The following is an 18,309-nucleotide window of genomic DNA, read 5'->3' as shown; positions in this document are numbered from 1 at the left end:
GGGAGAGACGGGGCATGAGAGTCAGCGTTTTCGGGCTCGGCTACGTGGGCTGTGTGTCGGCCGCGTGCCTGGCCAGCATGGGTCACGAGGTCATCGGGGTGGACGTGAACCAGGTGAAGGTCGACCTGGTCAACGACGGCAAGGCCCCGGTGGTCGAGGAACGGATCGGCGAGCTCATCGCCGAGGTCGTGCGGACCGGAGCGTTGCGCGCCACCGGCGACGTCCGCGAGGCGATCACGGACAGCGACGTGTCGCTGGTCTGCGTGGGCACGCCGTCGGAGCCCAACGGCAGTCTGTGCACCACGTACTTGGAGCGGGTCACCGAGCAGATCGGCGCCGCGCTGGCCGAGCGGGGTGGGCGGCACACCGTCGTGTTCCGCAGCACCATGCTCCCGGGCACCTGCCTGAACCTGCTGGTACCGATCCTGGAGAAGTACGTCGGCGGCACGGCCGGGGTGGACATCGGGGTCGCGGTCAACCCGGAGTTCTTGCGCGAGGGCACGAGCGTGCGGGACTTCTTCGACCCGCCCAAGACCGTCATCGGCGAGCTCGACCCGGCAAGCGGCGACGCGGTGATGGCGCTGTACGACGGCTTGCCCGGCGAGGTGTTCCGGGTGCCGGTCCCGACGGCCGAGGCGATCAAGTACGCGGACAACGCGTTCCACGGCCTCAAGATCGGCTTCGCGAACGAGCTGGGCGCGGTGTACCAGGCGCTCGGTGTGGACTCGCACCAGGTGATGGACGTGTTCCTGGCCGACCGCAAGTTGAACATCAGCCCCGCCTATCTGCGGCCCGGCTTCGCCTTCGGCGGCTCCTGTCTGCCCAAGGACCTGCGCAGCCTGGTCCATGCGGCGCAGCGGGCCGACGTCTCGGTGCCCATCCTCTCCCACGTGCTGCCCTCCAACTCCGACCATCTGCAGCGCGCGGTGGAGCTGGTCGAGCGCACCGGCAAGCGCCGGGTGGGCCTGTTCGGGCTGTCCTTCAAACCCGGCACCGACGACCTCCGCGAGAGCCCGCTCGTCGAACTGGCGGAGAGGCTCCACGGCAAGGGGTACGACCTGCGGATCCACGACGCCAACGTGAGCCTCTCCCGGCTGATCGGCGCGAACCGCGAGTACATCGAGACCCGGCTGCCGCACCTCGCGCAGCTGCTCGCGGACTCCGTCGAGGAGGTGCTCGACCATGCCGAGGTGTGCCTGGTCGGGACCAAAGACCCGGCTGTCCTCGCGGCTCTGCCTCATGGCGGTGCCTCGGTGATCGTCGACCTCATCCGCCTTCCCGACGCCGAGGCGCGCCGGGCCGAACCGGGGTACATAGGCCTTGCTTGGTAACGCAATCAGCGGTGACGGGTTGGGGCGGCGCGCGCTGATCCTGGTGGAGAACCTGTCGGTGCCGTTCGACCGGCGGGTGTGGCAGGAGTGCACGACGCTGCGCGACGCGGGCTGGGAGGTGCACGTCATCTGTCCCCGGGGGGAGAAGCGGGACACGGAGCCGGGGGCGGTGATCGACGGTGTGCGGATCCACCGCTACCCGTTGCGCGCCGCCACCGGAGGACCGGCCGGCTACCTGCGGGAGTACGGATCGGCGTTGTGGCACACGGCGCGGCTGGCCCGCAAGGTCGGCCCGGTCCACGTGGTCCACGCCTGCAACCCGCCCGACCTGCTGTTCCTGTCGGCCCGGTGGCTGAAGCGGCGCGGCGCACGGTTCGTCTTCGACCAGCACGACCTGGTGCCCGAGCTGTACCTCTCCCGGTTCGACCGCGGCAAGGACCTGCTCTACCGCGCCGTGTGCGCGCTGGAACGGCGGACCTACCGGGCCGCGGACGTCGTGCTCGCCACGAACGAGAGCTACCGGGACGTCGCGGTGCGCCGTGGCGGCCGGCGCCCGGAGGATGTCTTCGTGGTGCGCAGCGCGCCCCAGATCGACCGGTTCCAACCGGTGCCACCCGAGCCGGAGTTGAAGCGCGGCAAGCCTCATCTGCTGTGCTATCTGGGCGTCATGGGCCCGCAGGACGGCGTCGACTACGCCTTGCGGGCCCTGGCGAAGCTGCGCGACGAGCTCGGGCGGACGGACTGGCATGCGGTGTTCGTCGGAGCGGGCGACGCCTTCGACGCGATGGTGGAACTGTCCCGGCAGCTCGGGCTCACGGAGCAGGTGCAGTTCACCGGGCGCATTCCGGACGCCGACCTGGTGCGCTATCTGTCCACCGCGGACGTGTGTCTCTCTCCCGACCCGCGCAATCCGCTCAACGACGTGTCGACCATGAACAAGGTCCTGGAGTACATGGCGATGGGCCGGCCGATCGTCTCGTTCGACCTGAAGGAGGCGCGCGTCTCCGCCGGTGACGCCGCCGTCTACGCGCCGGCGAACGACGAGGCCCAGTTCGCGAAGCTCATCACGGTGTTGCTGGACGATCCGGAGAAGCGGGCCCGGATGGGCAAGATCGGCCAGGAGCGAATCGGCGGGCAGCTCTCCTGGAGTAACTCCCAGGCATCGCTGCTCGCCGCCTACGCCGCCGCCTGCCGGGACCGCACTGCGGTGTCGGCGGGCGACCCGGCGCGCACAAGGAAGAAGAGGCAGCGCAGTTGAACGAAGACACCATCCGCCTCGTCACGATCGGGCGGATACTCCGTCGGCGGTGGCGGCTTCTCGCCGTCCTCGCCGTGGTGGGCGCACTCGTCGGCTACGGCACCTCGGTGCTGGTGTTCCCGCCGCGATACACCGCGTCGGCACCGGTACTGCTGCCAGGGATCTGGGAGGAGCGCGAGCTGCTCACCCAGGTCGACATCGCGACCAGTTCGGCAGTGGTCGACCGTGCGGCCGCCGCTCTCCACTGGTCCGGCGTCAGCGACACCGAGCTGCAGAAGAACGTGAGCGCCAAGGCCGCTGACGGGAACATCATCACGATCTCGGGTACGGCCGACACTCCGGAGCGCGCGCAGCGGCTCGCCGACCGGGTGGCCCAGCAATTCGTGCAGTTCACCGCGCAGATCGCGGGCGGCGGCACCGACGCCGGAGCGACCACGGAGACCGAGGCGCTGCGGAAGCAGGTGGCGGAGACCAACCGCCGCATCACCGACCTGGCCAAGGCGGCCGATCCGGGGCAGACCGTGGAGAGCGTGCAGGCCCGCACCGCGCTCGAGAATCTGCGCACCTCGCTGGAGGACGCCATGAAGAAGCTGGCCGAGGCCAATCCGGCGACCAACAAGGCAGGCATGGTCGTCATGGGTCCGGCCGCCCGGCCGACCGGTGAGGCTTCGCCGACGAGGATTCAGCTCATCGTCGGCGGGGCGCTGCTGTTCTTCCTGCTCGCGGTCATCGGCCATCTCGTCACCGCACGGATGAACCGCCGACTGCGCACCGAACCGGAGATCGCCGCGGCACTGGGCTCGACGCTCCTCGGCACCGTCGACGTGCCCGGTGAACGGCACGCGCAGCGCCCGGAAGGCGCGGGCCCACGAGCCCGGATCAGCCGACTCCTCGGCATCGACACCCGGTGGGACATACCGGCCCCGCAGAAGTCCGGCGACGAGGCCGGCCGACGGCTCCGCTACCGGCGGGTGTGCGCTCGCCTCCGGGAGCAGCTGCCGGCTCCCCGGCGGCTGCTGGTCGTCGTACCGGACGGCGACGAGATCGCCCGCCGGGCCGCCGGACAGCTCGCTACCGAGGCCAAGGGCGATCCGGTGCTGCGGGTGGTGGAGGTGTCGGTCGACCGGCCGATGGTGCCGGACCACGACACCGAGTCCGGCGCCCTGGTGGTCCTCAGCGCGAGCAGCTGGACCGCGGAGGAGCTCACCGGCATCGCCGAGGCCTGCGCGGACGGTGGGCACGAGGTCGTCGGCGTCGTCCTCGCCGGCACGGTCGAGGCCCGCCCTGTGCGGTCTGCCGACCAGCTTCCGGACGACGCCACTCTGACGTTCGCGGTGCCCGGCCACGTGAGGGGAGGATCAGCGTGACGACGAGCACGACTTCGGAGGCGCCGGCCTCCGCCCCGCTCCTCGACCTGCAGGCGCTGGTGGTGGCGGTGCGCAGGCGCCGTCGCCTGTGGAGCGCCATGGCACTCCTCGGCCTGCTGGCCGGCGCGGCGGTGGCGGTCCTGATACCGCCGCCGCCGAGCGCGATGACCAAGGTGCTGGTCGCGCACGCGGAGGACCAGCCGAACGACACCGGAACGCTGATCCGTACCGACGTCGCGGTGCTGCAGACCACACGGGTCGCCGACATGGCCCTGAAGTCCCTCAAGTCCCCGGAAAAACCCGAGGACTTCATGCGGGACTACCGGGGAACCGGCCTGACCAACAACCTGCTGCAGATCGATGTGACCGCCGACAGCGACGCGGAGGCGGTGGCCCGGGCCAAGGCGCTGGCCGACGCGTTCGTCACGGACCACGTGACGCGGATGCAGGAAACCGCGAAGGCCGAGGCCAAGGCCCTGCTCGACCAGCGTGACCGCACGCGTGACGAGCTCGCCCAGGTCAACAAGGAGATCGGCGACCGGTCGCCGGACAGCGACCCGACAGCGTCGGCGAGCATCGAGTCGCTCTTCGCCCGCCGGGCCGAACTCAACTCGCGGATCGCCGATTTCGACCAGCGCGCCGCGGATGCGCGTACCGGCACGCCCAGCGTCATCGCCGGCACGCAGGTCGTGGACGCGGCGCGCGCGGTACGGCACTCGCTGCCCAAGGCAGCGGTCACCGACGCCGCGATCGGGCTCGTCCTCGGCCTCTTCCTCGGGCTCGCGCTGGCCGCGGTCGGCGTGGTGGTGGCGGACCGCCCCGTGCTGCGCCGGGACATCGCGGCGAACCTGGGCACCTCCGTCATCGCGGAGCTGCCCCGCCGGTCGGGCAGGCCGTGGCAGCGCCGACGGACCCGGGTGGCACGCGAACGGCTCACCGCGTCCCTGGCCCGCACCGTGCGCGGCTCCGCGGAACCGGTGTCGCTGCTGGAACTTGGCTGTGCGCGCAGCACGAGCGTGATCGCGCTGAACGTCGCCAGGGCACTGGCGGCCGAGGGACCCGTAGCCGTCATCGACGGTCTGCCCGGCCCGCAGCTCTCCGGCCGCCGCCCGAAGCCAGGAGATCCCACTGTGCTCAGCGGCGAGCAAGCCACGGCCGTGCCGGATCAGGGGCACCTGCTCGGCGTCGGCTCGGTCGCACCCGGCACCGCGTGGACCGACCTCCAGTACCTCGGTACCCAGACCGTGCTCGTCGTGCGTGCCGGGCACGGCAGCGCGGCGTGGCTGCACACCGTGGCCCGGCAGCTCGCGGACCAGAGCATTCCGGTGATCGGTGTGGTGCTGATCGACCCCGATCCGCGGGACCGGACCGACGGCACGCTGTGGGACGGGCTGCACATCGCGCTGCGCGGCCAGAACGAGCGGCTGGCCCGGCGGAACGGGACGGGCCGGCGGCGGACGGAGCGGCTGCCGATGTGGGCGGCACGGGTCCCGGACAGCAACGAGGAGGTGCGGTAGCACATGTGTGGCATCGCAGGCACTTATCGATGGCCGGACGGGAAGATCGTTACCGACCGGCTCACCGACACCCTCGCCCACCGTGGTCCGGACGGAGCGGGCCGGTACAGCCACCCCGTCGGTGACGGCGAAGTGCACCTCGGGCACCGCCGGCTGGCCATCATCGACCTGTCCGAGACCGGCGCCCAGCCGATGGTCAAGGACGGCCTCGTCCTTACGTACAACGGCGAGCTGTACAACGCGCCCGAGCTGCGTGCCGAGCTGGCAGCCGCCGGGGTGCGCTTCCGCGGTACCTCCGACACCGAGGTGCTCCTCGAGGCCTGGCGGCGCTGGGGCACGGACTGCCTGCCCCGGCTGCGCGGCATGTTCACGTTCGGGATCTTCGACGAGCGAACCGGTGAACTGGTGCTCGCCCGCGACCAGCTCGGCATCAAGCCGCTGTTCCTGCTCCGGCGCGGCGAGGGCCTGGTGTTCGCCTCCGAGCTCAAAGCGCTCGCCACCGCGACCGGCGGATCGCTGGAGGTGGACCATGCGGCGCTGGTGGCCTCGCTGCTGTACTACTGGGTGCCGGACTCGCGGTGCGCCTTCCGCGAAGCGGAGAAGCTGCCGCCGGGGAGCTGGCTGAGGTGCCGGCCCGACGGCCGGGTGCAGCGCGGCCGGTACTGGCACCTGAAGGACGTCGCCGCCGAGGGCCGGGAGCGGGCCCGGGCCGGCGAGCAGCCGGACATAGCCGCCATCGTCGAGGAGTCGACTCGGCGCCACCTGCTCTCCGACGTACCTGTGGCGACCTTCCTCTCCGGCGGTCTTGACTCCAGCTACCTGACCGCGCTGGCGGCCCGCGACCAACCCGGGATCTCCGCTTACACGATCGGGTTCCGCGCCGAGGACGCCAAGTTCGAGGCGATGCCGGACGACCTGCGCTATGCCCGGCAGGTGGCCGAGCGGTTCGGCGTCGACCTGCACGAGATCGAGATCGCCCCGAACGTACTCGACCTGTTGCCGCAGATGACGTACCACCTGGACGAGCCGATCGGCGACCCCGCCGCGATCAACACGTTCCTGATCTGCTCGGCCGCCCGGGAGGCCGGGGTCAAGGTGATGCTCTCGGGGATGGGCGCCGACGAGCTGTTCGCCGGGTACCGCAAGCACATGGCCAACCTGCTCGCGCTGCGCTACCAGCGCGTCCCGCGGGCCCTGCGGCGCGGGGTGTCCAGGGCCGTGGACCGGCTGCCGGTCGCCACGTCCCGCCGGGGGTACCGGTCGGTGCGCTTCGCGAAGCGGTTCCTCTCCTTTGCCGATCTGCCGGAGGAGACCGCGTTCCGTCGCAGCTACACCATGTACGACCAGGACGAGCTGCTCGCCCTGGTCGATCCGGACCTGGCCGGGACGGTCGAGGACGTGCTGACCGAACATGCGGACATCTACCAGGACAACGACCTCGACGACTTCGTCAACCGCATGTGCCTGGGCGACGCCCGGATGTTCCTGCCGGGCCTGAACCTCGCCTACACGGACCGGTCGAGCATGGCCGCGTCGACCGAGGTGCGGGTTCCGTATGTGGACGTCGAGGTGGTCAAGGCGGCGTTCGCCGTGCCCGGCGATCGCAAGATCGTCGGACGGCAGGGCAAGGCAGTCCTCAAAGAGGCGGCCACCTCGATCCTGCCCCGGGAGATCGTGTACCGGCCCAAGGGCCTGTTCAGCGCCCCGCTGCGCGCCTGGATGAGCCGGGATCTGGCACCGCTGGTGCGCGAGGTGGTCAACGACGGCGAGCTCGTCCGCTCCGGGTTCCTGCGCCGCGACGCGCTGGCGCGGATGGTCGCCGAGGACGCCGCCGGGCAGCAGGACTTCTCCAAGCATCTGTGGCATGTGCTGACCCTCGAGTACTGGTATCGCGACGCGACCTCCGGGTCGGGACAGAACTCCCCCGTGACGGCGTAGAAACAAGAGGACTTCGGTGAAACAGGTCGTACAGAACTACAAGAGCGGCGAGCTGGCGGTGCTCGACGTGCCGGTGCCGGGGTGCAAGCCGGGCGGTGTGCTGGTCCGCACCGCCTACTCGCTGATCTCCACCGGGACCGAGCTCATGAAGGTGTCCGAGGCCGGCATGTCGATGCTGGGCAAGGCCCGCTCTCGGCCCGACCAGGTGGCCAAGGTCATGCAGAGCGTGGCCACCAACGGGGTGCCCGCCACCTACCGCAAGGTGATGGGCAAGCTGGACTCCTACACACCGCTGGGCTACTCGCTGTGCGGGGTCGTCGAGCAGGTCGGCGCCGGGATCGACGATGTGAAGGTCGGCGACTTCGTGGCCTGCGCCGGCAACGAGCACGCGTTGCACGCCGAGCTGAACTGGGTGCCGAAGAACCTCTACACCCCGGTGCCGGACGGCCTCGCGCCGCGGCACGCGGCCTTCGGCACCGTCGGGTCGATCGCGATGCAGGGCGTCCGTCAAGGCGAGTCACAACTCGGCGAAGTGGCACTCGTCATCGGCCTCGGACTGATCGGGCAGCTGGTGGTCCAGCTCCTTGTCGCCTCGGGAGTCCGCGTCGTCGGGGTCGACCCCGACCCGGTGCGCTGCGAGCTCGCCGAGCGCCTCGGAGCCGCGGCCTGCGGCGATCCCGCGTCCGCGGCCGTGGAGGCTTCCGTCGCCGAACTCACCGGCGGTCACGGCGTGGACCAGGTGTACCTGGCAGCCGGCGGCGGCAGCAACCAGCCCGTCGAGCTGGCCGCCCGGCTCTGCCGGGACCGCGGCCGGGTCGTCGACATCGGCAAGTGCCGCCTGGACCTGCCGTGGAACGCGTACTACGAGAAGGAACTCGACGTCCGGTTCTCCCGCAGTTACGGCCCCGGGCGCTACGACCCGGAGTACGAGCTCGAGGGGCGCGACTACCCGATCGGCTACGTGCGCTGGACCGAGCGCCGCAACCTGGCGTGCTTCCTCGATCTCCTCGCCCGCGGCAGCGTCGACGTGGAGCCCCTGGTCTCCCACGTCGCCGACTTCGACGACGCCGTCGAGACGTACCAGCGCCTGAAGGACGGCGACCTGAAGGCCGTGGCCGTGCTGTTCCGGTACCCCGAACAGGAGGCCGAGAAGGCCGAGTCGGTGGCCCCGGCGGTGGCCGTGCCCGCGGTGAACGTGAAGCCGAGTCCGGCCCGGGCCGCCAATTCGCCGGTGCGTCTTGCGTTCGTCGGTGCGGGAAACTACGCGACGTCGATGCTGCTGCCGCACCTGGCACAGCGCGACGGCGTGAAGTTGTCGACAGTCGTCACCACGACGGCGCTGTCCGCGGCCAACGCGCAGCGGAAGTTCGGCTTCGACGAGGCGACCACCGATCTCGACGCCGTGCTCGGCGACAAGTCCATCGACGCGGTGTTCGTCGTCACCCGGCACAGCTCGCACGCCGAACTGACCCGCAGAGCGCTGCTGGCCGGCAAGACCGTGTTCGTCGAGAAGCCCTTGGCCCTCACCGAGGACGAGCTGGCCGGCGTGCTCGCGGCGGTGGAGGAGTCCGGCAACGACCGGCTGCAGGTGGGCTTCAACCGCCGGTTCGCGCCGCTGCTGCAGGAGGCCAGGAAGCGGTTGGGCGCCCGGACCGGTCCGGCGAACCTCCGCTACCTGGTCAACGCGGGCCGACTGCAGCACGGCAGCTGGTACCTCCAACAGGGCACCGAGGGCTCACGGTTCGCCGGCGAGGGCGGACACTTCATCGACACGGCGAGCTGGCTGCTCGAGGCCGACCCGGTCTCGGTGTACGCGGTCGCCACGTCCGGCAACGAGGACCTGCAGGTCGTGCTGCGCTACCCGGACGGGTCCACCGCCACCATCAGCTACGTCACCACCGGCCCGGCCGGCTTCCCCAAGGAGACACTGGACCTGGTCGCGGACGGCCGCGCGCTGCGGCTCGACGACTTCGTCCGTGCCGCTGTTTACGATGGCCGCCGCAAGGGGTGGGTCAGTTCGCGGCTGCCCAAGGCCCGGGACAAGGGCCAGTCCGCCGAGCTGGCCGCGTTCATCAAGGCCGTGCGGACCGGCGGGCCGATGCCGGTGCCGCTGGAGTCGCTGGTCGCCACCACTGCGGCCACCCTCGCCGTGCAGGCCGGTCTGGCCGGCGGTGCGCCGGTGACGTTGGCGAGGGCCCGATGACCATGAGCGCGGGCTGGTACCTGCGGCGGCTGTCCCGGATGGGACCGCGGGAGGTCGGCGGCCGGGTGGGCGACGCGGTGCGCAGGCGGCGGTGGCGGTCGGCGCGGCCCGACTGCCCGAGCGTGACCGGCGCCCGGTTCACCGCGGTCCTGCCCGCCGGGACGATCGCCGCCGTACCTCCGGACGCCGCGAAACGTCTCATCGCCGAGGCGGACCGGCTCATGTACGGGCACGCCGAGTATTTCGGGGTGGTCCGCGACGACCTGGCCGACCCGGACTGGTGGTGCGACCCGAAGACCGGGCGCCGGGCTCCGTGGGGCTACGCCTTCGACGTGCCGTACCGGAACGAGGACGCGGTCGGGGACATCAAGCAGATCTGGGAGCTGTCCCGGCACCAGTACCTCACCGTGCTTGCCGCCGCCTACGCGATCACCGGGAACGAGCGGTACGCCGAGCGCGTGGCCGAGCACTTGCGGTCGTGGTGGGCGGCCAACCCACCGCTGCGCGGCGTGCACTGGATCAGCGGCATCGAGCTGGGCATCCGGCTGCTGTCCTGGGTGTGGATCCGTCGGCTGCTCGACGGCTGGCCGGGCGCGGCCGGGCTGTTCGAGGACAACCCGGTGGCACTGAACCAGATCTGGCACCACCAGCGCTGGCTGGCCGCCTTCCCCAGCCGGGGGTCTTCGGCGAACAACCATGTCATCGCCGAGGCAGCCGGGCAGTTCGCAGCGGCCTGCGCGTTCGGGTGGTTCCCCTCCTCGGAGCGTTGGCGAGCCGGTGCGCTGCGGTCCCTGGAGCGGCACCTGCGAAGCAACACCTACGCCTCCGGCCTCAACCGCGAGCTGGCCACCGAGTATCACGGACTGGTGCTGGAGCTCGGCCTTTCGGCGGTGGCCGAGGCGGATGCCGCCGGCGTTGCGGTCCCCGCGTCCGTCCGGCTTGTGCTGCTGCGGATGACCGACGCGCTCGCAGCCATCGTGGACAGCCGGCTCCGGCCGCCGCGCCAGGGGGACGCGGACGACGGTCACGGACTGGTCGTGGACGGTGCGGGCACCGACCGCTGGGCCTCGCTGCTGGCCACCGGGGACGCCGTGTTCGGCCGGCTCGCCTGGTGGCCGGCGGTGACCGGCACCGATGTGCGCACCCCGCTGCTGGCCGCGCTCATCAAACCCACTGAACTGTCCGTGACCCGCCCGGCGAGCCGACCGGCCCACTTCGCCGACGCGGGCATGACGATCCTGCGCGGCCCGGAAGAGATCTGGTGCCGCTGCGACGGTGGTCCGCACGGCTTCCTGTCCATCGCCGCACACGCCCACGCGGACGCGCTGTCCGTGGAGGTCCGGCACGACGGGGTCGACGTGCTCGCCGACCCGGGGACGTACTGCTATCACGGGCAGCCCGAGTGGCGGCAGTACTTCCGGTCGACCCTCGGCCACAACACCCTGCAGGTGGACGGCGGTGACCAGTCCGTCTCCGGCGGCCCGTTCCTGTGGACCCGGCATGCCCAGACCCGTGTCCTGGCCGCGGACACATCCGGCGAGGATGTGGCCCGCTGGTCTGCCGAGCACGACGGCTACCAGGGCTCCGTGCACCGCCGCCGGGTGGAGCTGACGGCCGCGAGCCAGGAGCTGAGGGTGGCCGACGAGGTGAGCGGCCCGCGCCGGACCGTGAACCTGGCATTCCACCTCGGCCCGGCGATCACCGCGGACCTGGTGGGGAACCGGGCACAGCTCACCTGGACCCGGGACGGCGAGGACCGCTCCGCCGTACTCGACCTGCCCGCGCAACTGTCCTGGCAGGCGCATCGCGGCGAGACCGACCCGCCGCTGGGCTGGTACTCCGCCGGATTCGGGCGCAAGGAACCCGCCACCACCCTGATCGGCACCGGTTCCACCGACGGCACGGAGGGCTTCACCACCGTGCTCAGGTTCCGCGGCTAGGGGGGCGAGTGGGGATCAAGAGGCGGCCCTGGGCGTTGGCGGCGGCACCGCTGGTGCTGGCCCTGCTGGCGGCGACCGGCTGTGACAGCACGCCGGCCGCCCGCGCGAACCCGACCGCCGTGCCGACCACGTCCGGGGCGCGGTCCACGTCCCTGGCCCGGGTGTGCGCCAACCCTGCGGCCGGGCCGGCCAAGGCACCGGCGGGTGCGGTGACGGTCGACCCCGCGGTGGTCGGTGACCTGGCGGCGAAGACCAAGAGCAGTCCCCCGAACACCACGTTCTGGCTTCGACCGGGCAAGCACAGGCTCGATCCGGACCGCTACGCCCAGGTCGTTCCCAAGAAGGGGGACCACTACCTCGGTGCGCCGGGCGCGGTGCTCGACGGCGGGAAGAAGAACCAGTACGCGTTCAGCGGCAGCGCCCGCGACGTCACCATCCGCTACCTGACCGTGCAACGTTTCGTGGCGCCGTCGGACGAAGGCGCGGTCAACCATGACTCGGCCGACGGGTGGGTGATCGAGGACGCGACGATCCAGGACAACTCCGGTGCCGGGCTGATGGCCGGTGCCCGCCAGCAGGTCCGCGCCAGCTGCCTGCGCGACAACGGCCAGTACGGCATGAACGCGTACAAGGGCAAAGGCCGTATCAGCGGCCTGGTGGTCGTGGGCAACGAGATCGTGGGCAACAACACCGGCGACTGGGAGCGACGCAAGCCGGGCTGCGGCTGCACCGGAGGCATCAAGTTCTGGGCCGTCAATGGCGCCGATGTACGCGGGAATTGGGTGCACGACAACCGCGGAACCGGGTTGTGGGCGGACACCAACAACAACGACTTCCGCATCGAGAACAACGTGCTCGAGGCCAACGACGGTGCCGCGCTGATCTACGAGATCAGCTACAACGCGGTCATCCGGAACAACACGATCCGGCGGAACAACTGGGTCGAGGGCCGCAAGGCGGCCGACAGCGGCGACAGCTTCCCGTTCGCGACCGTCTACCTGTCCGAGTCGGGCGGCGAACCACGGATCGAAGCCGGCACCGACAAGATCGAGATCTACCGGAACGTGCTGGAGAACAACTGGTCCGGGATCACCTTGTGGGAAAACGCCGACCGGTTCTGCAACAGCCCGGCCAACACCTCGTCCGGTGACTGCACGTTGCTGGTGAAGAAGACCGACCGCTGCGCGAAACCGGCGATCGCCAAGGCACCGCTCTACGCCGACTGCCGGTGGAAGACCCAGCGGGTGGACATCCACGACAACCGCTTCGTGCTGGACAAGTCCGTCGTCAAGTGCACGGTGAAGTGCGATCGCATGGCGGTCCTCGCCAACTACGGCACCTATCCGGACTGGTCGCCGTACCAGGGCGAGGGCGTGGCCGACGCGATCACCACCAAGCAGCACAACCGCTGGCACGACAACGTCTACGTCGGACCATGGAAGTTCGTCGCCCACGACCCGAGCCGGGTACTCGACTTCGAGAGCTGGCAGGGCATGCCCTATCAGCAGGACGCGGGCAGCACCCTCGACCCACGGGCGGGTGGTTGAGATGAGCCAAGACCTGCGGCGCGGTGGGCTGCCGGGCGGACCCGACACGGCGGGCACGCAGCCCGGCGCGGAACCGCGCCCTTCCGGCACACCGAGGATCGTCGGGATCGTCTGGGGGCTGCTGGTCCTCAACACGCTCGGCTCCGCCGGGGCGAAGACCATCGTCCCGCTGCCCCGCTCCCTCATCCAGATGGTCACCATGGGCGCGCTGGTCACCGCGTTCGCGCTGGCGCTCGCGATCAATCTCCGGCTGCGCATCCGAGCCAGTGCGTACGTGTTCCTGCTCACCCTCCTACTGGTGACGAGCGTGATCTCCAGCGCGCACCTGGAGTCCGGGTTCGGCGCGCTGTTCCGCTGCTTCCGGCTGGCTCTCTTCGTCGGCACGCTGTGGCTGCTCAGCCGCTGGTGGGACGGCGGCCTGACGTTCGTCCGGCACCACATCCGGATGTACTTCGCGGTGCTCGGGTCGGTGGCCGCCGGCCTGGTCGTCTCACCTGGCGCGGCCCTGCCCGACCTCTACGGCGGGCGGCTTGTCGGCGCATTGTGGCCGCTCACCCCGCCGCAGATCGGCCAGTACGCCGCGGTGATCATCGGGCTCACCGTGCTGCTCGTACTGGGCCGCCGGACCGACAGGACCAGCGCGGTGGTGGTCATCGTGCCGTCACTCGTCCTGCTCGCGCTGACCCATACCCGGACGGCCACGCTCGGCCTGCTCCTCGGGCTGGTGTTGGCGATCGGCTCGCTCATCCTGACCAGCGCCGCGGCCCGCCGCTTCTTCACCTGGGCGGTGCTGTGCGCCACGGTGGCCGCGGTGGGGTTCGCCTCCGTGCTCCAGGCGTGGTTCCTGCGCGGACAGAGCAAGGAGAACTTCTCCAGCCTCACCGGTCGGGCCAAGGTCTGGGACGCCCTGCTGGCCGCGCCCCGGTCGACCGGGGAGAAGTTGTTCGGCGTGGGCCTGGGCGACAAGTCGTTCGGCGGGCTGCCGATCGACAACAGCTGGTTGGCCGTTTACAACGAGCAGGGTCTGATCGGCGTCACCTTCGTCGCGGCGATCATCATCGTGCTGGGCGGCGTCGCGTTGCTGCGGCCTCCGTCGCTGCAGAGGGCCTGCGCGATCTTCCTGATCAGCTACTGCGCGATCGCGTCGTACACCGAGGCCGGTCTCGGCGACGCTTCGCCGTATCTGCTGCATCTGGCCCTGGCCGCCTCGCTGTTGGCGGCACCTGCCGAGGCCACACCCCTCGCGCTGCCCGACGTCCCTCGACGACACGTCCCGCGCTGGACCCCGAGATCGGAGGTGACCTGAGCATGCACGTCCTCGTGGTGCACAACCGCTACGCCTCGGCGCAGCCGAGCGGGGAGAACAAGGTCGTCGACCAGGAGGTGGAGCTGCTGCGGGCGGCCGGCCACCGGGTCGAGGTGTTCGAGCGGCGCAGCGACGACATCGCCGGCCGGTCCCTGCTCGGCAAGGTCGCGGTGCCGCTGCTCGTGCCGTGGAACCCGGCGGTCCGCACGGAACTCGCCGCCCGGCTCCGCGCCGAGCGGCCGGACATCGTCCACGTCCACAACGTCTTCCCGCTCTTGTCGCCCGCGGTGCTCGCCGCCTGCGCCGACGCAGGTGTGCCCGCCGTCGCCACGCTGCACAACTACACCCAGGTCTGCCCTCCCGGCACACTGCAGCGGGACGGCCGGCCGTGCACCGAGTGCGTCGGGTCGACGCCGCTGCCCGCCGTCCGGCACGGCTGCTACCGGAACTCCCGTCTCGCGACGGTGCCGCTCGCGGTCAGTCTGTCGGCCAACCGGCGGCGGTGGTGGTCCGGCGTGGAGCGGTTCTTCTGCATCTCCGCGGCGCAGCGCGACGTCCTGGTGCGGGCCGGCATGCCGGCCGAGCGGCTGGCGGTGAAGCACAACTTCGTGCCGGAGCCGGGCACTTGCCGAGTGGGCGGGGGCGAGCAGCTGCTCTATCTCGGCCGGCTCGCGGAGGCCAAGGGCGTACGGCTGCTGATGGCCGCGTGGGACGAGATCGCGGCTAGCGGTGGTGTGGGCGTACCGCTCGCGATCGCCGGCACGGGGCCACTGGAGCCAGAGGTGACCGCCTGGGCGGCGGGCCGGGACGACGTGCGCTACGTCGGCCTGCTGGACCCGGCGGAGTGCCGGAAGGCCATCGCGCAATCGGTCGCCGTGGTGGCTCCCTCGACGTGGCTGGAGGCGTTCGGCCTGGTGGTCGTGGAGGCGATGGCGGCCGGGGTCCCGACCGTCGCCGCCGGTCACGGCGCCTTCGTCGAACTCGTCGAGGACGGCGTGACCGGGCTGCTGCACCAGCCGGGCGAGCCCGCCTCGCTCGCGTCCTGCATACGCCGGATCGCGGCCGAGCCGGCCCGCAACCGGGAGATGGGCCAGGCGGCCCGGCTCCGTTACGAACAGGGTTTCAGCCCGGCCGTCGGGCTGGAGCGCCTGGTGGAGGAGTACCGCACCGCGATCGCGGGTCGGTCAGCACAGACTCGCGGCGGGGACACCCGCGCGAGCAGGGGGGATGGGGACAGTAGATGACACGATGCCGACTCTGCGGCTCTGCGACGCTGGCGAGCGTCGTCGATCTGGGGGCGACCCCGCCGTGTGAGAGCTTTCTCGCCGCGGACCAACTGGACGAGCCGGAGCCGGCGTACCCGCTGCACCTGCGGGTCTGCACCGACTGCTGGCTGGTGCAGATCCCTCCGCTGATCACGCCGGAGGAGACGTTCAGCGAGTACGCGTACTTCTCCTCCTTCTCGACCTCCTGGGTGGAGCACGCGCGCACGTTCGTCGCCGACGCCGTACAACGGGTGGGTCTGGGCCCCGACGCCTTCGTGGTCGAGGTCGCGAGCAACGACGGATACCTGCTGCGGCACGTGGTGGACCGGGGGATCCGCTGCCTCGGCATCGAGCCGTCGGTGAACGTCGGCGCCGCGGCGCGGGACGCAGGTGTGCCCACGCTCACGGAGTTCCTGTCCCCGGACACCGGCTCGGCCGTCCGCGCCGAGCACGGCCCGGCGGATCTGGTCGTGGCCAACAACGTGTACGCGCACATCCCCGACGTGGTCGGGTTCACCCAGGGGCTGCGCGCCCTGGTCGCCGACGACGGCTGGGTCTCCATCGAGGTGCAGCACCTGCTGACCCTGATCGAGGAGAACCAGTACGACACGATCTACCACGAGCACTTCCAGTACTACACGGTCGCGTCCGCGATCCGAGCCCTCGCCAGCGGCGGACTCGCGCTCGTGGACGTCGAGTTGCTGCCCACGCACGGCGGCTCGATCCGGCTGTGGGCCCGGCCCACCGAGGTGGCCGGCGAGCCGACCTCGCGGGTGGCCGACGTACTGGCCCGGGAGAAGGCCGCCGGGCTGCAGGAGCTGTCCGGGTACACCGAGTTCTCCGACCGCGTGGCCAAGGTGCGCCGGGACCTCCTCAAGTTCCTCATCGAGGCGACCGAGCGCGGCGAGACGGTCGTCGGCTACGGCGCCCCGGGCAAGGGCAACACCCTGCTCAACCACTGCGGCATCCGGCCCGACCTGCTCCCGTACACGGTCGACCGCAACCCCTACAAGCACGGCAGGTTCACTCCGGGCACCCGCATCCCGATCCTGCCGCCCGAGCAGATAGCCGCCGACAAGCCGGACTACGTGCTCGTCCTCCCGTGGAACCTGCGGGCCGAGCTTGTCGAGCAGCTGTCCTTCGTGCACGACTGGGGCGGCCGGCTGGTCTTTCCCATCCCGGAACTGAGCATTGTCGAGGTCAAGGCATGAAGGTCGTACTGTTCTGCGGCGGTTACGGGATGCGGATGCGCAGCGGAGCCGCCGACGACGTGCCCAAGCCGATGGCGATGGTCGGCCCCAGGCCGCTGATCTGGCACGTCATGCGCTACTACGCGCACTTCGGGCACACGGAGTTCATCCTGTGCCTCGGGTACGGGGCGCACCACATCAAGGACTTCTTCCTCAACTACGAGGAGACGACGTCCAACGACTTCGTGCTGCGCGGCGGGCGGACCGAGCTGCTGTCCACGGACATCTCGGACTGGACGATCACGTTCGTGCAGACCGGCATCGAGTCACCGATCGGGGAGCGGCTGCGTCGCGTACGCCACCACCTGGACGGCGACGAGATGTTCCTCGCGAACTACGCCGACGTCCTCACCGACGCCCCGCTGCCGGAGATGATCGAGAAGTTCGCGCAGCGCGACGCCGGTGCGTCGATGATGGTGGTGCCGCCGCAGTCCTCGTTCCACTGCGTGGAGTTGGGCGAGGACGGCCTGGTGGGCGGCATCACCGCGGTGAGCGAACTGCCGCTGTGGGAGAACGGCGGTTACTTCGTGCTCCGCCAGGAGGTCTTCGACCACATACCGGAGAACGGGGACCTGGTCGCCGACGGATGCGCCCAACTGGCCAAGCAGGGCCGACTGGTGGCGCACCAGCACCGCGGCTTCTGGAAGCCGACCGACACCGTGAAGGAGCGGGCCGCGCTCGACGCCGCCTACGCCCAGGGCGACCGTCCGTGGGCCGTGTGGGAGCAGGGGGTGCGTGCGTGATCCGGCTCGGGGCCGGGCGTCCGGACCGGATCGTCGCCGTGGGCGCGCACTGCGACGACATCGCCATCGGCGCCGGTGGCACGCTGCTCGCCATGTGCCTCGCGCGGCCCGGCCTCCGGGTCGACGCGCTGGTGCTCTCCGGCGGCGGCAGCGACCGCGAGCAGGAGGAGCGGGCCGCGCTCGCCGCCTTCTGCCCCGGCGCCGACCTGCGGCTGACCGTGCTCAAGCTGCCGGACGGCCGCATGCCCGAGCACTGGGGCGAGGCCAAGGCCGCCGTGGAGGAACTGCGCGGACAGACCGACCCGGATCTGATCCTGGCCCCGCGCACCGATGACGCCCACCAGGACCACCGCGGCCTGGCGAAGCTGATACCCACCGCCTTCCGCGACCACCTCGTGCTCGGCTACGAGATCGTCAAGTGGGACGGCGACCTCGGCCGTCCGGCGGCGTACCAGCCACTGTCGCCGGAGATCGCCGAACAGAAGGTGCGGCTGCTGCAGGAGCACTACCCCTCGCAGCGGCACCGGCCCTGGTACGACCGGGAGGCCTTCCTCGGCCTCGCGCGGATCCGCGGCATCGAATGCCACGAGCGATACGCCGAAGCGTTCGCCGTCACCAAACTCACGCTCAACCTGGGGGGTTGA

At 70.9% G+C, this 18,309-nt stretch carries 13 protein-coding genes; all 13 read left to right on the top strand.

From position 1 onward, the window contains the following. Positions 1 to 14 precede the first annotated feature (14 nt). The 13 genes from OG390_RS07655 to OG390_RS07595 are packed head-to-tail and all read left to right on the top strand — an operon-like array spanning position 15 to position 18,309. Positions 15 to 1,331 (top strand): nucleotide sugar dehydrogenase, encoded by a 1,317-nt coding sequence (locus OG390_RS07655; protein ID WP_406166102.1) that lies wholly within the window; start codon positions 15 to 17, stop codon positions 1,329 to 1,331. Next, positions 1,321 to 2,589, top strand: a complete 1,269-nt coding sequence (locus tag OG390_RS07650; RefSeq protein ID WP_406166101.1) for a glycosyltransferase family 4 protein — start codon at positions 1,321 to 1,323, stop codon at positions 2,587 to 2,589. The genes OG390_RS07655 and OG390_RS07650 overlap by 11 nt, the downstream gene beginning before the upstream one ends. Next, on the top strand, positions 2,586 to 3,956 hold the full coding sequence (locus OG390_RS07645) for a Wzz/FepE/Etk N-terminal domain-containing protein (protein ID WP_406166099.1): 1,371 nt from the start codon (positions 2,586 to 2,588) through the stop codon (positions 3,954 to 3,956). The genes OG390_RS07650 and OG390_RS07645 overlap by 4 nt, the downstream gene beginning before the upstream one ends. Next, the gene (locus tag OG390_RS07640) at positions 3,953 to 5,473 is read left to right on the top strand and encodes a Wzz/FepE/Etk N-terminal domain-containing protein (protein WP_406166097.1); all 1,521 of its coding nucleotides are present in this window, start codon (positions 3,953 to 3,955) and stop codon (positions 5,471 to 5,473) included. Before OG390_RS07645 ends, OG390_RS07640 begins: the two co-directional genes overlap by 4 nt. A 3-nt stretch (positions 5,474 to 5,476) precedes the next feature. After that, positions 5,477 to 7,411, top strand: coding sequence for an asparagine synthase (glutamine-hydrolyzing) (gene asnB / locus OG390_RS07635; protein ID WP_406166095.1), 1,935 nt, complete (start codon positions 5,477 to 5,479; stop codon positions 7,409 to 7,411). Between the two features lie 16 nt (positions 7,412 to 7,427). Further along, positions 7,428 to 9,614 (top strand): bi-domain-containing oxidoreductase, encoded by a 2,187-nt coding sequence (locus tag OG390_RS07630; protein WP_406166093.1) that lies wholly within the window; start codon positions 7,428 to 7,430, stop codon positions 9,612 to 9,614. After that, positions 9,611 to 11,554, top strand: coding sequence for an alginate lyase family protein (locus OG390_RS07625; protein ID WP_406166091.1), 1,944 nt, complete (start codon positions 9,611 to 9,613; stop codon positions 11,552 to 11,554). Before OG390_RS07630 ends, OG390_RS07625 begins: the two co-directional genes overlap by 4 nt. Positions 11,555 to 11,562: 8 nt before the next feature. Next, positions 11,563 to 13,101, top strand: a complete 1,539-nt coding sequence (locus OG390_RS07620) for a right-handed parallel beta-helix repeat-containing protein (protein WP_406166089.1) — start codon at positions 11,563 to 11,565, stop codon at positions 13,099 to 13,101. A gap of 1 nt (position 13,102) precedes the next feature. Then, entirely contained in the window at positions 13,103 to 14,407 is a 1,305-nt protein-coding gene (locus tag OG390_RS07615) for an O-antigen ligase domain-containing protein (RefSeq protein WP_406166087.1), read from the top strand. Positions 14,408 to 14,409: 2 nt separating this feature from the next. Next, positions 14,410 to 15,651 (top strand): glycosyltransferase, encoded by a 1,242-nt coding sequence (locus OG390_RS07610; RefSeq protein WP_406166086.1) that lies wholly within the window; start codon positions 14,410 to 14,412, stop codon positions 15,649 to 15,651. Further along, positions 15,648 to 16,883 (top strand): class I SAM-dependent methyltransferase, encoded by a 1,236-nt coding sequence (locus tag OG390_RS07605; RefSeq protein ID WP_406166084.1) that lies wholly within the window; start codon positions 15,648 to 15,650, stop codon positions 16,881 to 16,883. Before OG390_RS07610 ends, OG390_RS07605 begins: the two co-directional genes overlap by 4 nt. Beyond that, positions 16,880 to 17,665, top strand: a complete 786-nt coding sequence (locus OG390_RS07600) for a glucose-1-phosphate cytidylyltransferase (RefSeq protein ID WP_406166082.1) — start codon at positions 16,880 to 16,882, stop codon at positions 17,663 to 17,665. The genes OG390_RS07605 and OG390_RS07600 overlap by 4 nt, the downstream gene beginning before the upstream one ends. After that, complete coding sequence (locus OG390_RS07595) at positions 17,662 to 18,309, top strand: PIG-L deacetylase family protein (RefSeq protein ID WP_406166080.1); 648 nt, start codon at positions 17,662 to 17,664, stop codon at positions 18,307 to 18,309. Before OG390_RS07600 ends, OG390_RS07595 begins: the two co-directional genes overlap by 4 nt.

This window comes from Streptomyces sp. NBC_00996, assembly GCF_045162675.1.
GTDB lineage: Bacteria > Actinomycetota > Actinomycetes > Streptomycetales > Streptomycetaceae > Streptomyces.
The sequence above is the reverse complement of the archived record's forward strand: the minus strand, read 5'-3'. Positions and strand labels throughout refer to the sequence as shown.